This is a genomic window from Gemmatimonadota bacterium (assembly GCA_016209965.1).
Lineage (GTDB): Bacteria > Gemmatimonadota > Gemmatimonadetes > Longimicrobiales > RSA9 > JACQVE01.
In genome coordinates this window covers 1-14,319 of the sequence record JACQVE010000001.1, presented here as the reverse complement: position 1 = coordinate 14,319, position 14,319 = coordinate 1, and the positions used below count along the sequence as shown (strand labels likewise).

Sequence of the window (14,319 nt, the reverse complement as noted above, 5' to 3'; positions counted from 1 at the left end):
GGAACTGAACGGGAGTGGAAGGGATCGCGATTTTTTGTTAGAGGAGTGGCAGTTGAGGATGGAGCGATGGAGAAGGGCCGCGGGGCTGGTGGTGGGGTTTTTCGTGTGGGCGGCGGAAGCATGGTATAGCCAGGAGCCGCGGGACAGTGTAGGGGCGGCGGTTCGGCGGGCGGCGCTGCAGGATTCCCTTCGACGGGTGGTGGAGGGGCGGGGCGGCCCATCTGGGGTAACGCATGTAGAGATTATCGAGGGGCTTAGGCAGTCGGGGCTGAGCCGGGAGCAGGTGCGGGGGCGTTTAGCGGCCTTGGGATACGATTCTGGGCTGCTGGACGCCTATTTTGATGTATTGGAGCGAGGAGGCGAGGCGCCGCGGGGCGGGGTGGGTGGGGAGCTGGAGAGGCTGCTGAGGCGGCTGGGGGTGGTGGTGCGGGAGGGGTTGGGGGAGGACACGACGTTTTTTGGGGTGGTGGACAGTCTGGTGGCGGACAGTTTAGCGGCGGACACGGTGGACCGGAAGGTGTTTGGGCGGATGTTGTTTCGGCGGGCGACGACGCAGTTTCAGCCTTTGGTTTTGGGGCCGGTGGATGCGGGGTACCGGGTAGGCCCTGGGGACGAGGTGGTGGTGGTGGTGAGTGGGGAGGTGGAGGCGCAGCAGAGTGTGGTAGTGGGGCGGGAGGGGACGGTGGTGCTGCCGGCGGTGGGGAGTGTATTTGTGAGTGGGCAGACGCTGGAGGGGTTGGGGGGAGTGCTGCGGGAGCGATTGGGGCGGGTGTATTCGGCGGTGCGGGAGGGGAGGGCGCGGGTGGAGGTAGGGCTGGGGCGGCTGCGGCTGAACCAGGTGTACGTGGTGGGGGAGGTGGTGAGGCCGTCGGCGTACGTGGTGGGCGGGGGTGCTACGGTGCTGACGGCGTTGTACCAGGCTGGGGGTCCGACGAAGGAGGGGAGTTTTCGGGGAGTGGTAGTGAGGCGCGGGGGCAAGGTGGTGGGGGAGGTGGACCTGTACGACTATTTGCTGACGGGAGCGAGTGGTGGGGATGTGAGGCTGGAGCATGGGGATGTGGTGTTTGTGCCGGTGGTGGGTAGGCGGGTGGAGGTGGTGGGAGCGGTGAGGCGAGCGGGGATCTACGAGTTGAGGGGTGGGGAGGGGCTGGAGGAGCTGCTGAGGTATGCCGGGGGTGTGAAGGCGGAGGCGGTGGTGGAGCGGGTGCAGGTGGATCGGATTCTGGCGCCGGGGGAGAGGCGGCCGGGATTGTGGCGGGTGGTGTTGGACGGGCGGATCGGGGAGGGGATGGAGCTGAGGGACGGGGATGTGGTGCGGGTGTTCGGGGTTGGGGAGGGGAGGCGCAGGCGGGTGGTGGTGACTGGTGAGGTCAGGCGACCAGGGGAGTACGAGTGGGAGGAGGGCTCGACGTTGTGGGGGCTGCTGGAGCGGGCCGGGGGTCTTGGGGAGGGAGCGTATCGGGCGCGGGCGCACGTGTACCGGTGGGAGGTTGGGGGAGTGGAGCGGCGGCTGTTGCGGACGGCGCTGGTGGAGAGTGAGGATGTGGGGCTTTGGGATCAGGACTCGGTGGTGGTATTCAGCCGGGAGCGGCTGAGGCAGGTGGGGCTGGTGACGGTGAGTGGGTTTGTGAAGGATCCGGGGGCGTACGAGTGGGTGGAGGGGATGACGGTGAAGGATGTGATTTTGGCGGCGGGAGGTTTTGCGGAGGGGGCGTACACGGCGGTGGCGGAGGTGGCGAGGCGGCCGGAGTTGGAGGAGCGGACGGACACCACGGCGCGGGTGTACCGGGTGGAGCTGGAGCGGGAGTATGTGGGAGCGGGGGTGGAGAGTGTGGAGAAGGGGCGTGGGGGAGGGAAGGACGGGGTTCCGGAGTGGCGGCCGAGTGTGGGGGAGTTTGTGCTGGAGCGAGGGGACCGGGTGTTTGTGCGCAAGGCGCCGGGATACGAGCGGCCGCGGGTGGTGACGGTGAGCGGGGAGGTGGCGCTGGCGGGTTCGTATGTGCTGGGGACGCGAGGGGAGCGGGTGGCGGATCTGCTGCGGCGAGCTGGGGGGCTGACGCGGGAGGCGTATGCGCCGGGTTTCCGGCTGGTGCGCGACAGTCAACTGGTGGCAGTGGACCTGGAGCGGGCGCTGGGGGAAGAGGCGAGCCGGCACAACGTGCTTTTGGAGGCGGGGGACAGTCTGCACGTGCCGCGCTACGACGGCACGGTGGTGGTGAAGGGGAAGGTGCAGTTCGAGAGCCGGGTGTTTTACACGCCGGGGAAGGGACTGGACTATTACGTGGAGCGCTCGGGTGGCTACGCGGAGGGAGCGGACAAGGGGCGGGTGGCGGTGACCTACGCCAGCGGGGAGCGGGCGGTGGTGAAGAAGCTGCTCTTTGCGAGGCGGGGGCCGGCCATCGAGCCGGGGAGCACGGTGTTCGTGCCCGAGAAGCCGGCCGCCGAGCGGCGGGGCTTCGAGCTGGACCAGTTCCTGACGCGCACCCTGTCCATTGTGAGCACCACGGCAGCACTGCTCATCGCCTTCGATCAGATCAACAAGTAGCACCTGCAGTAAAAGCCGAGAGTTACGCCCGGGCTGCGTCAGAAACGCCCTGTAACTGACAGGGCCAACGTGTGTCCACCGGCAGGTAAGCATGTTGAGATCAGTGCTGAGTCAAATCCTGACGGAAGAGGAGCGGAGCCCGCCGCCGGAGCTGTATACCGATCGGCACTGGTACGCTTGTTATACGCGGGGGCGGCACGAGAAGCAGGTGGAGCGGCTGCTCCGGGAACGCGGCCTCGAGAGCTACCTGCCCCTGATCCCCCGCCTGCGACAGTGGAAGGATCGCAAGAAAGTCGTGCCATGGCCGCTCTTCCCCAGCTACGTGTTCGGCCGTTTCACTCTGCAGGATCTTTATCCCGTAATCACGACGCCGGGCGTGAGCACAGTGGTGCGTGCCAACGGCTACCCCACCCCGATATCCGACCGCGACATCGAGAACGTGCGCCTCTTTGTGGACGCAGTAGCCGCCACGGGGATCGAGCCGGAACCGCGCCCGTTTGTGAAGGAAGGCCAGGGGGTACGGGTCACTGACGGGCCGTTCCAGGGGGTGGAGGGCATTGTCATCGAGCGCCGCGGCCGCAAGCGAGTACTGATCGGAATCCGCGCGATCCGCCAGGGATTGGAGATCGACATAGACACACGCTTCCTGAAGCCGCTGCCTGGCTCGCCTTGAGCCGAGCGACGCCACCCATGGCTTCTATGTCCGGACACGGGCTCAACATCGCGATCCACCTGGACTGCGCGGACCTGTCGGCCATGATCGCGGCGTACCGGCAGCAGGCGGTGGACGGCTTCACCACCAATCCGACGCTCATGGCCAAGGCGTGCGTACCGGACTACCAGGCTTTCGCTCACCAGGTACTGCAGGCTATTCCGGATTTGCCGGTTTCCTTCGAGGTCTTCGCCGACGAGCTGCCGGAGATGGCACGCCAGGCCCGCACTATCGCGAGCTGGGGCGGCAACATCTTCGTGAAGATCCCTATTTGCAACACCCGTGGCGAATCGTGCATTCCGCTGATCCGCGAGCTGTCGCAAGAGGGCTTGAAGCTGAACGTCACGGCCGTCATGACACTGGATCAGGTCGGCGCCGTGTCCGAGGCGGTGAGTCCCGAAGCGGCAGCCATTGCTTCCGTGTTCGCCGGCCGGATCGCTGATACCGGCCGCGACCCGGTGCCAGTCATCCGTGAAGCCGTGGCCATTTGTGAGGCCCGGCGGGGCCGCCTCTCTGTGCTCTGGGCCAGCCCTCGCGAAGTGCTGAACGCCTTTCAAGCCGAGGAATGCGGGTGCCACATCATCACCATGACCCCTGACCTCCTCGCCAAGCTGGACCTCCGCGATAAAGACCTCGAGGAGTTCTCCCGGGAAACGGTCCAGATGTTCCACGACGACGCGCTCCGCGCGGGGTACGGCGTCTGAGCGGCGCAAACGCCCGCCCCATCCTGATCACGGGCGTAGCAGGCTTCATGGGCAGCAACCTGGCCGAGCAGCTCCTCGGCGAGGGCTACCGCGTGATCGGGCTGGATGACCTGTCACAGGGCGTGATCGAGCAGGTGCCGGATGAGGTGGAGTTCTACGAGCTGGACATTCGCTCGACGGAGATCTATCCGCTGTGCAGCGATGTCAGCGCCGTCTTCCACCTGGCCGCCAGGAACTGCATCGCCGACTGTCAGGCCGACCCCGTCGAAACCAGCAGCGTCAATGTGCAGGGCTCGGTCAACGTTTTCCAGGCGGCTCACCGGGCCCGGGTCGCCAAGGTGATTTACGCCGAAACTTCGGCGCTTTATGAAGGCATCCACCAGTTTCCCACAGCGGAAGGCGACATAGCGCCCCAGAGCTTCTACGCGCTCAGCAAGCTCGGCGTTCGGGACTTCGCGGCCGGTTACGCACGCCATCACGGCCTGAATCTCACAGCGCTCCGCTACTTCTGCGTCTATGGTCCGCGCCAGGACTACCGGCGTACTATCCCGCCGGTCATGAGCGCGTTCATCCTTCACCTGCTTCAGGGCCGGCAACCCACCATCTACGGCACAGGCGAGAAACGCAGGGACTTCGTCTACATCGACGACGTCAACCGTTTCCACCTGCAATGTCTGCTCGACCCGCGGACGGATGGCCGCACCTTCAACCTGGGAAGCGGCCGCAGCTATTCGGTGCGCGAAGTCTTTGATGCTGTGCGCACGCAACTGGGCAGCGATATCGAGCCGAATCATGCACCGGACCTGCCCGGCGAGGCGTTCGAGACCAGAGCCGACATCAGCGCCGCTCGCGCGCTGGGTTGGAGCCCCGCCGTCGAGCTGAGTGAAGGGCTGCAACGTTCTATCGCCTACATTCGGGAAAATGTTCTGGGCGCGGAGTCCCGGCTTGCGGCGCCGGCACCATGAGGCTCGCAGCCCTGCTCCTGGCCGCGGGCAGGAGCACGCGCATCGCCCCGCTGGCCGGCGACCTGCCCAAGCCGCTGCTTCAGTTGGGGGGCAGGTCTCTGCTGGACTGGAACCTGCAATGGCTCGCCGCCCACGGCATCCGCTCCGTTTGGATCAATCTGCACTACCGTGCGCACGCCATCCGCGACGCTCTCGGCTACGGTGAGCGCTGGGGCATGCGTATTCGCTATTCCCTCGAGGACTCCATCCTGGGTACCGCGGGAGGCTGGAAGCACCTGTCGGATCACTGGCGAGGCACGAGCCTGGTGGTCTATGGCGACAATCTGCTGCGCTTTGATTTGCGTCGCTTCCTGAGCGCGCACCGGTCGCATGCGGCTCTGGCCAGTGTCGCGCTTTTCGACCCGCAGCGCCACCGGAACACGGGGATTGCCGGTGGTCGCGCGGAGTTGGCCGAGAGCGGCCGCATCTGCGGTTTCGAAGAGGGTGGCGCGGGCCGGTCCGGGGCAGGCGAGCTGGTCAACGCCGGCGCCTACCTGCTGGAGAAGGAGCTGGCCGAACGGGTGGCGAGCGGCTTTCAGGATTTTGGCAGGGACGTGTTCCCCAGGCTGGCACCTACGGGATGCCTCTATGGCCATGTGATGGAAGATGAGGGATTCTGCCTGGGTGTGGATACACCCGAGCGGTTCGCAGTGGCGCAACGGCTGATCGAATCCGGGGAGGTGAGTCTATCGTGATCATCACGCGCACTCCGTTTCGCGTCACGCTGGGCGGCGGGGGCACAGACTTGCCCTCGTACTATACAGAGCATGGCGGGTTCATTTTCGCTATGGGCATTGACAAATACATGTATATCATGGTGAACCCGCCCATCGTGGACAACAAGATTCGGCTGCATTACAGTCGCAGCGAGATCGTGGATCACGTCTCGCAGCTCCAGCACGAGCTGGCACGGGAAGCGCTGAAGTATCACGGCATCGAGGACAAGATCGAGATCTCGTCCATGGCCGATCTGCCTGACGGAACGGGACTGGGCTCATCCAGCTCCTATCTCGTCGGCTTGCTCACGGCGCTGCACCACTACCGCCGCGAATTCGTACCGCTGCAGACCCTGGCGGAGGAAGCCTGCGATATCGAGATGAATATTCTGCGGAAAGGGATCGGGAAGCAGGACCAGTATATGGCGGTCTACGGCGGGCTTACCGTGCTCGAGATCGGGTGGGGAGGAGAGGTCAAGGTACGCTCTGTCGATCTGCCCAGCGGGTCGATCGAGGCGTTTGTTGCCAACACGCACCTCTACTACACGGGGCTGCGGCGCGATGCCACGGAAATCCTGCGGGACCAGCACCTGGCGCTGCAGTCGCCGCAGCCCAACGGCGTGCACGACTCGCTTCATCAGATCAAGGAGATCGGGTACCGCATCCTGGAAACGATCGAGGATGAGGACTTCGATGCCTGGGGTGCCCTGCTGCACGAGCACTGGTGCCACAAGAAGCGGATGTCCAACAAGATCTCGGTCTCGAAAGTCGATCATATTTATGAGCACGTGAGGCGAGAGTTCGGCGTGCTGGGCGGCAAGATCGTCGGTGCGGGAGGCGGCGGGTTCGTCATGCTGTACTGTCCCAAGAACCACAAGCAGTTGGAGCGGTTCATGACGGCTCAGGGAATGCCCCGGCTGCACTACCGTGTGGACCACGGCGGCTCGAAGGTGGTGGCCAACCTGGCGGAAGCGCCGGCCATGCGCTTACAGTCTGCGTTTGTGGATCCCTGAGCGGGCGGTGCTCAGGCGCGGAGACCAATGGGATGCGCGGGGCGGCGTGGGAACGGAGCTGCAGGGGAAGGCGATCGTCGTCACGGGTGGGAGCAGAGGAATCGGCCTGGCCTGTGCCGCCGAAGCTCTTGCTCAGGGGGCTCGCCTGCTCATCGCGGCGCGCGCCGCGGCGGCGCTCGAGCGCGCCGCTGAGCGCCTGCGTGAGGAGCGGGAAGGGGCGGAGCTTCACACGCTGAGCGCCGATGTCAGCCGGCCCGACGCCGTCGAGAGACTCTTCGGCGCAGCGGTCGAGCGCCTGGGGAAGGTGGACGGCTGCATTCACGCCGCGGCCGTGCTGGGCCCTATCGGCCCGGCGCTCGAGCTGGAGCCGGAGGCGTGGTGGGAAGCCGTGCGGGTCAACCTGTTGGGCACCTTTCTGGTCGCGCGGGCGGCAGCCCGCGCGATGCGGGCGGATGGCGGCGGGCGGATCGTGCTCTTTTCCGGCGGCGGGGCGAGTGGGCCGTTCCCGCGCTACACCGCTTACGCTGCCAGCAAAGTCGCGGTCGTCCGCCTCGCCGAGTGCCTGGCGCTCGAGCTGGAGCCGGATGGTGTCGCCGTGAACTGCCTGGCGCCCGGTTTCGTGGCGACTCGCCTGCACGACGAAACGCTGGCCGCAGGGGAGCGGGCAGGTGCCGACTACCTGCGCTACACCCGGGAGCAACTGGAAGAGGGGGGCGTCCCGGTCGAGCTGAGCGCGCGGGCGGCCGTCTTCCTGGTTTCAGAGCAGGCGCGCGGCATCAACGGCAAACTCGTCTCGGCGCCATGGGACCGATGGTGGGAATGGCCTTCTCGCCTCGAGGAGCTCGCGGGCAGCGACCTGTTCACGCTGCGCCGCATCGTGCCGCGAGACCGCGGCCGGGATTGGCAGTAGGCGTGGGGCCGAAACCACTGAGCGTCGGCATCATCGGCTGCGGGCTTATCGGGCGCCGCCGTGCAGAGACGGCCGCCGCACATCCGGGCACGCGAGTCACCCTCGTCGCGGACACTGAGCGCGCCCGCGCTGAAGAGGTGGCCAGCAAGGTTGGAGCTATAGGGATTGCCACCGACTGGAGGGTGCTCCTCGAGCAGCCGGATCTGGGTGCAGTCGTCATCGCCACGCCCAACGCTTTCCTGGCGCAGATAGCAACCTGCGCGCTCGAGCGGGGAAAGCACGTGCTGCTGGAGAAACCCATGAGCCGCAACCTGGCCGAGGCAGAGGCGCTGGCTTCGGCCGCTCTGGCGGCAGGTCGCGTCCTGAAGGTCGGTTTCAACCATCGCTACCACCCGGCTCTCGCGCGCGCCTACGAGCTGGTGAAGGAGGGCGCCATTGGCCCGGTCATCAATATCAGGGCCCGCTACGGCCATGGAGGACGGCCGGGCTACGAGAACGAGTGGCGCGCCGACCCGCTGCTGGCAGGCGGCGGCGAGCTGATCGACCAGGGCGTGCACCTCACTGACCTGCTGCGCTGGTTCTGCGGACCCGCCTGCCAGGCCGTGGGCTTTCTCCAGACCGCGGACTGGCCGATCGCGCCGCTGGAAGACAACGCCTTCGGCATGCTCCGCTTTGACAACGGCGTCGTCGCCCAGTTGCACGTCAGCATGACGCAGTGGAAGAACCTCTTTGCCTTCGAGGTGCACGGCCGTGCCGGTGCCATCTACGTGGAGGGGCTGGGTGGCAGCTACGGCGTCGAGCGCTTGATTCATCTGCGCCGCCGTGCCCAGGGCGGGCTCCCTGACTGTGCTGAGCAGACGTTTGCCGGTCCCGACGTCTCCTGGCAAGCAGAGTGGGCGGACTTCGTCCGGGCAGTCGAGCAGGGGAGCGCGAGGAGCGATTGGATCGGCGAGGCCCTCGAGGCGATGCGCATGGTGGACGCGCTGTACCGCTCGGCGTCGACTGGCCAGGTCATCGAGTTGAATGCCGCCCCTGTTGGATCCTGAGCTGCCCGGCGCTCGGCCGCTGGTGGGGAGCCGCAACGGCGAGGGCATGGCCCCGGCCGCCCCGGCCGTATTCCTGGATCGCGATGGCGTCATCAACCAGGTCGTGTTCCGGGACGGCCGGCCCAACTCTCCCCGCTCTCTCGATGAATTCCGGCTGCACGAGGATGCGGCGGACGCCATCTGCCGGCTGCGCAGCGCAGGTTTCCGGACCTTCGTGGTCTCGAACCAGCCGGATGTGGCGCGGGGCCTTCTCACACCCGACTGCCTGTCCGCCATGGGCGCACTGCTCCAGGCAATTATCCCGGTCGATGCGATCGAGAATTGCCCGCACGATGACGGCGACGGCTGTTACTGCCGAAAGCCTGAGCCGGGCATGATCCTGAGCGTGGCGGCGCGCTGGAAGATCGATCTCGAGCGGTCCTACGTTGTGGGTGACAGCTGGAAGGACGTGGCCGCGGGGCGAGCCGCGGGCTGCCGCACCGTGCTGCTTCGCCGCGCCTACAACCAGGGTACGCAGGCCGATCACGAGGTCCGCGACCTGGGCGAGGCCGCCCGCCTCATCATCCAGCGTGCCGGGCTGGCATGAGCTACGTCGACCAGTACCTGGAGGAGGTCGGAAGGATACTGCAACGTCTGGACATACGGGCGCTGGAAAGTATGGTGGATGGGCTGGTGCAGGTGCGGGAAGAAGGCGGACGTCTCTTCTTCCTGGGCGTCGGCGGAGGCGCCGGGCACGCCTCCCACGCGGCCAACGATTTCCGCAAGGTCGCGGGCCTCGAGTGCTACGCGCCCACGGACAATGTGGCCGAATTGACGGCCCGTATCAACGACGACGGCTGGGACAGCTCCTTCGTGGGGTACCTGCGCGGCAGTCGGCTGCGGCCCGCGGACGCGGTGTTCGTGTTCTCCGTGGGCGGCGGCAGCCTCGAGCGGAACGTCAGCCCCAACATTGTCAAAGCGCTCACCTTCGCCAAACAAGTCGGGGCTCGGGTGTTCGGCATTGTGGGCCGGGATGGCGGCTTCACCGCCCGCGTCGCCGATCACTGCGTTGTGGTGCCGACCTCCAGCAGCGACGGCGTGACCCCCCACACTGAGGGGATGCAGGCTGTTATCTGGCACTTGCTCGTGTCCCACCCCAGGTTGAAGCGCTACGCCATGAAATGGGAAACGGTGGAAGGGCGCGAGGCCACGCCGGCGGAACCGCGTGAGTAGTCTGCCGGCCGGTGGGCTTGCTGGAAAGCCCTTCGCCGCCCGTGCCCACCGTCGGCAGCAAGGCTGGTCGGTGGGTTTTTTGCTGATTATATTATGCGCTTTGTGACAAGCCGCTGCGGAGGAAAGGGCGTTGGCCGAGCCTGAATCTGGGGGGACGCGGGCGCGCGCTGAGGCGCCTCCGTTCCCTGTACCCGAGCGGGTGCTGCGCGTCCAGGCCGAGTTCGAGTGGGCGAGCGCACTGCCGCCGCGGGCCAGGGTGTGGCGCTGGCGAACCCAGCAGCGACTCAAGCGCGGGCTGGACATCCTGCTTTCCCTGCTGGGGCTGATCCTGCTCGCGCCTGTGCTGGTCGCCATCGCCTTGCTCGTGGTGGGGACCTCGCGCGGCCCGGTGTTCTACCGCTGGAAGGTGCTGGGGCAGCGGGCTCGGCCCTTTGTGGGGTACAAGTTCCGCACCATGGTGCACAACGCTGACGAGCTGAAGCCTCAGATTCTGCAGCATAACGAGATGCGTGGGCCGGTCTTCAAGATGCGCAACGATCCACGCATCACGCCGCTGGGTCGCTGGCTGCGGAAGTTCAGTCTGGACGAGTTGCCACAGTTGTGGAGTGTACTCAACGGGGATATGAGCCTGGTCGGTCCGCGTCCGCCTTCAGCGGAAGAGTTTGCCTCGTTTCAGCCCTGGCAATGGGGGAAGCTGTCGGTTCGTCCGGGTATTACCTGCCTCTGGCAAATCAACGGACGCTCCGAGATCGCGGACTTCGACGAGTGGGTCGCGCTCGACCTGAAGTATATTTCGGAATGGAACCTCTGGCTGGATTTCAAGGTTTTGCTGCTCACGATTCCTGCCGTTATTCGTGGCCAGGGCGCGTACTGAGAGCCGGGCCGCGGCCGCCGTTCCGCTGATTGCGGAGTCTTTTTCCAACTCGACCGCTTTAGCTCCCCGGCGGTATCGTGTGGCCGGCGCGCCCGCACATGCGGTCAGTATGGAAGGAGCGCTCGAGGTGGTGCAGCGGGCCATCCGCGGCCGCAGCCGCTGCCGTATCCTGGTGACTAACGCGAACAAGGCCTGGCAGGCGGCGCATGATCCCCTGCTGCGGAGGAGCCTGGAAGAGGTGGAGCTGGTCGTACCAGAATGGGCGATGGTCTGGGGGGGACGCGTGCTGGGCCGGTCGGACCTGCATCATGTGGGCGGCATCACGCTCATGGTCAGGCTGCTCGAGGAGTCGGACCGTGCCGGCTGGGGGTGCTATTTCCTGGGGGCTCGGCCCCAGGTTGTGGAAGCGCTGGTGCACCGGCTCAGGCGCGAGCGGCCGGGAATTCGCGTGGTGGGCTATCATCACGGGTACGTGGATTCGGACATCGAGCGCCGGGTGCTGGCCGAGCTGCGCAGGACGCGGCCCGAGATCCTCTTTGTCGCCATGGGCAGTCCGCGCCAGGAGTATTTCATCTCGGCCCTCAGTCCGGACTCGGGCCCGCTGGTCAGCCTGGGTGTGGGCGGAAGCTTCGACGTTCTGGCGGGCTTCAGGAGGGAGGCTCCCGGATGGGCGCGGGGCCATGGCCTGGAATGGCTATACCGCCTGGCGCAAGAGCCGACGCGCCTCTGGAAGCGCTATCTGGTTACCAACACGTGGTTCATCTGGTCGGTGCTGCGGGATCGGGTTCGGGGGGGCGACGCCGGAGAAAGGTGCAACTGACGACGCCGGTCGAGCGGGGCGCCGCGGCCGTTGTGCCCCGGACGCACTCCCCGGCGGCGGCGCCCGCCACACGTCGGTGGCTGACGGCGGCCCTCGAGCTGGATGGCTGGATGCGTGAGCGGGAATACGCCGGCTACGACCCCCACGATCTCCTGAGCAGCCGCGTCGTCCGCTTCTTCGCCTTCCGCAATCGCTGGCTTGCCGTTGCCTGGACCCAGCTCGGCAAGCACTGCCCCCTGCAGATCCGGCCGCTGCTGGGCGTGCCTCGCTCGCTGAACCCCAAGGCGGTCAGCCTGGTGCTGGCGGCGCACCTGCGCCTGGCGCGGGCGACCGGTGAGGCGGCGTTTCGAGACAGCGCGGACCGGCTGGCGGACTGGCTGGCAGCCCGCTCGACGCCAGGCTATCCGGGGGCCGGGTGGGGGTACCCGTTCCCCTGGGCGAATCGCGATTTTTTCGTGCCAGCCGGCACGCCTTCGAGCGTGGTGACCGCGTTTGCCGGGCACGCGCTGCTCGACGCCTACGAGCGACTCGCGCTGCCCCGGGCCTTCGAGCTGGCCAGGGACGCGGGGAACTTCCTGCGACTGGCGCTGAAGCGGTTGCCCGGTCCGGAGGCCACGTTTTGCTTCAGCTACACGCCCCTGGACGAGCGCGCGGTGCACAACGCGAATCTGCTGGCCGCTTCGCTGCTCGCTCGCCTGGGCGCGAGGCTGGGGGACGGCGAGCTTGCCGCGGAAGCCATGGCGGCGGCGCGGTTCACGGTCAGGGCGCAGAAGGGCGACGGGTCTTTTCCCTACGGCGTAGCGCGCCGGGATTCGTGGGTGGACAGCTTTCACACCGGCTATGCCCTGGTCGCCCTCTACCAGATCGGTGCCCACCTGGGGACGCACGAGTTCGAGGAGGCGCTGGAAGGTGGCATCCGCTACTGGCGTCGCGCCTTCTTCCGGCCACCGGCGGTAGGCTGCCGCCCGGGCCGCGCTTTCCCCATCGACCTCCACGCCGTGGCGCACGCCGTCCTGGCCCTGCTGCAGCTCCGGCCGTACCTGCCGGATGCCATGGCTCAGGCCATGCACCTGGCGGATTGGAGCCTCAGCGTGATGCGGGACTCGCGTGGGTTCTTCTATTACAAGAAGCACCGCCTCTTTCGTAACCGGCTCGTCTACATGCGTTGGACCCAGGCCTGGATGCTCCGGGCGCTCGCCGAAATGGTGGATCTCGAGGCGCCCGCACCCGGCGATCAGGTGGCGACCGAGTGCCCGACGGGGCCCCGTCCGTGAAGCAGTTACTGCAGGACGTTCGCTCGGGGTCCCTGAAGGTGCTGGATGTGCCCGCGCCCCTGCTCCGGCCGGGCGGGATTGTGGTGCGCACGCGCTATTCGGTGATCAGCGCCGGCACCGAGCGCATGAAGCTGGAGTTCGGCCGCAAGTCTCTGATCCGCAAGGCATTGGACCGACCGGACCAGGTGCGCCAGGTGCTCGAAACGGTGGGCCGCGAAGGCATCGCCAGCACGTACCGCAAAGTGCGCAGCCGGCTGACGGGCCTATCACCTCTGGGCTACAGCCTCTCGGGCGTGGTCGAGGAGGTGGCGGAGGAGGTGCCGGATTTTCGCGTGGGCGACCTCGTCGCCTGTGCCGGCGCGGGGTACGCCAGTCATGCGGAGCGCGTCTGGGTGCCGCGTAATCTTGCCGTTGGAGTCCCGCCTGACGTGCCCCTGGAGGCCGCGGCTTTTGCCACGTTGGGAGCGATCTCGCTGCACGGCGTTCATCAGGCCGGGGTTCGACTGGGCGAGAGCGTAGCCGTCATCGGGCTGGGGCTGCTGGGTCAGTTGACCGTCCAAGTCCTGACGGCGGCGGGCGTGCGCAGTGTGGGGATCGACATGGACCCGGACCGCGTGGCGCTCGTCGAGCGTTCTGGCGCCCTGGGAATGGTGCGGGAGGATCAGGTCGTGGCCAAGGTCGAGGCCTTTACTGGTGGGCTGGGAGTGGATGCCGTCATCATTACCGCGGCCACCCAGAGTGATGATCCGATGCGACTCGCCGCCAGGCTGGCGCGGGATCGAGGGCGCGTGGTAGTGGTGGGCGCTGTGGGGATGACCGTCCCGCGCGCTCTGTACTACGAAAAGGAACTGGAGCTCCGCCTCTCCCGCTCCTACGGCCCTGGACGCTATGACCGGAGCTACGAGGAGAAGGGACAGGACTATCCCGCCGGCTACGTGCGCTGGACGGAGCGCCGCAATCTAGCCGAGTTCCTCCGGCTGCTGTCCTCGGGCGACGTCGTGGTCGGCCCGTTGATCACTCATCGCTTTGCCTTCGCCGATGCGCCGCAGGCCTATGAGCTACTGGGCCAGCGATCTGCAGGGGCGCTGGGCGTGGTGCTCGAGTACCCGGAGGAGCGCCGGCTGGAAGCGCCGCGCATCCCTCTGGAACGCGGGATGCGGCGCCCGCTCCGCTCCGGACGAGTTCGGCTCGGGTTGATAGGCGCCGGCGGCTACGCGACCGCGACGCTGCTCCCCCTGCTTCGTCGCCTGGGAGCGGAGCCCCAGGGCGTGGCAACGGCGGGCGGCGTCAGCGCGCGGTCCGCGGGCGAGACGCACGGGTTCCGCTACTTAGCCTCCTCGGCCGAGCAGCTTCTCGCGGACCCGGAGATTGACGCCGTCGTGATCGCCACCCGTCACCAGGACCATGCCCGGCTGGCCGCGCAAGCGCTGCGGGCGGGCAAGCCCGTCTTTGTCGAGAAGCCGCTGGCGCTGGACGAAGAGTCCCTGCG

The 14,319-nt window shown here is 67.0% G+C and carries 14 protein-coding genes; all 14 read left to right on the top strand.

Features of this window, described 5'->3' with window-relative positions; all coding sequences use genetic code 11:
• The first annotated feature begins 52 nt into the window (after positions 1-52).
• The gene (locus tag HY703_00070; GenBank protein ID MBI4543574.1) at positions 53-2,545 is read left to right on the top strand and encodes an SLBB domain-containing protein; all 2,493 of its coding nucleotides are present in this window, start codon (positions 53-55) and stop codon (positions 2,543-2,545) included.
• Positions 2,546-2,636: 91 nt separating this feature from the next.
• A complete protein-coding gene (locus tag HY703_00065) occupies positions 2,637-3,218 on the top strand; it encodes a UpxY family transcription antiterminator (GenBank protein ID MBI4543573.1) in 582 nt (193 codons plus the stop codon).
• 26 nt (positions 3,219-3,244) lie between these two features.
• Positions 3,245-3,961: a transaldolase gene (locus HY703_00060; GenBank protein ID MBI4543572.1), complete on the top strand. Its 717-nt coding sequence runs from the start codon at positions 3,245-3,247 to the stop codon at positions 3,959-3,961.
• Between the two features lie 47 nt (positions 3,962-4,008).
• Positions 4,009-4,926: an NAD-dependent epimerase/dehydratase family protein gene (locus HY703_00055; GenBank protein ID MBI4543571.1), complete on the top strand. Its 918-nt coding sequence runs from the start codon at positions 4,009-4,011 to the stop codon at positions 4,924-4,926.
• Positions 4,923-5,660, top strand: coding sequence for a nucleotidyltransferase family protein (locus tag HY703_00050; protein ID MBI4543570.1), 738 nt, complete (start codon positions 4,923-4,925; stop codon positions 5,658-5,660). The genes HY703_00055 and HY703_00050 overlap by 4 nt, the downstream gene beginning before the upstream one ends.
• Positions 5,657-6,694 (top strand): galactokinase, encoded by a 1,038-nt coding sequence (locus HY703_00045; protein MBI4543569.1) that lies wholly within the window; start codon positions 5,657-5,659, stop codon positions 6,692-6,694. Before HY703_00050 ends, HY703_00045 begins: the two co-directional genes overlap by 4 nt.
• Before the next feature lie 7 nt (positions 6,695-6,701).
• Positions 6,702-7,604 carry an SDR family oxidoreductase gene (locus tag HY703_00040; GenBank protein ID MBI4543568.1) on the top strand — a complete coding sequence of 301 codons (903 nt, stop codon included), beginning with the start codon at positions 6,702-6,704 and terminating at the stop codon, positions 7,602-7,604.
• A gap of 2 nt (positions 7,605-7,606) precedes the next feature.
• Complete coding sequence (locus HY703_00035; protein ID MBI4543567.1) at positions 7,607-8,650, top strand: Gfo/Idh/MocA family oxidoreductase; 1,044 nt, start codon at positions 7,607-7,609, stop codon at positions 8,648-8,650.
• Entirely contained in the window at positions 8,628-9,236 is a 609-nt protein-coding gene (locus tag HY703_00030) for an HAD family hydrolase (protein ID MBI4543566.1), read from the top strand. The genes HY703_00035 and HY703_00030 overlap by 23 nt, the downstream gene beginning before the upstream one ends.
• Complete coding sequence (locus HY703_00025; protein MBI4543565.1) at positions 9,233-9,862, top strand: SIS domain-containing protein; 630 nt, start codon at positions 9,233-9,235, stop codon at positions 9,860-9,862. The genes HY703_00030 and HY703_00025 overlap by 4 nt, the downstream gene beginning before the upstream one ends.
• 256 nt (positions 9,863-10,118) lie before the next feature.
• The gene (locus HY703_00020; protein ID MBI4543564.1) at positions 10,119-10,736 is read left to right on the top strand and encodes a sugar transferase; all 618 of its coding nucleotides are present in this window, start codon (positions 10,119-10,121) and stop codon (positions 10,734-10,736) included.
• A 109-nt stretch (positions 10,737-10,845) separates the two neighbouring features.
• Positions 10,846-11,556, top strand: coding sequence for a WecB/TagA/CpsF family glycosyltransferase (locus HY703_00015; protein MBI4543563.1), 711 nt, complete (start codon positions 10,846-10,848; stop codon positions 11,554-11,556).
• On the top strand, positions 11,547-12,830 hold the full coding sequence (locus HY703_00010; GenBank protein MBI4543562.1) for a hypothetical protein: 1,284 nt from the start codon (positions 11,547-11,549) through the stop codon (positions 12,828-12,830). The genes HY703_00015 and HY703_00010 overlap by 10 nt, the downstream gene beginning before the upstream one ends.
• Positions 12,827-14,319, top strand: a 1,493-nt coding sequence (locus HY703_00005; protein MBI4543561.1) for a bi-domain-containing oxidoreductase, incomplete at its 3' end; no start/stop codon positions are given. The genes HY703_00010 and HY703_00005, both read left to right, overlap by 4 nt.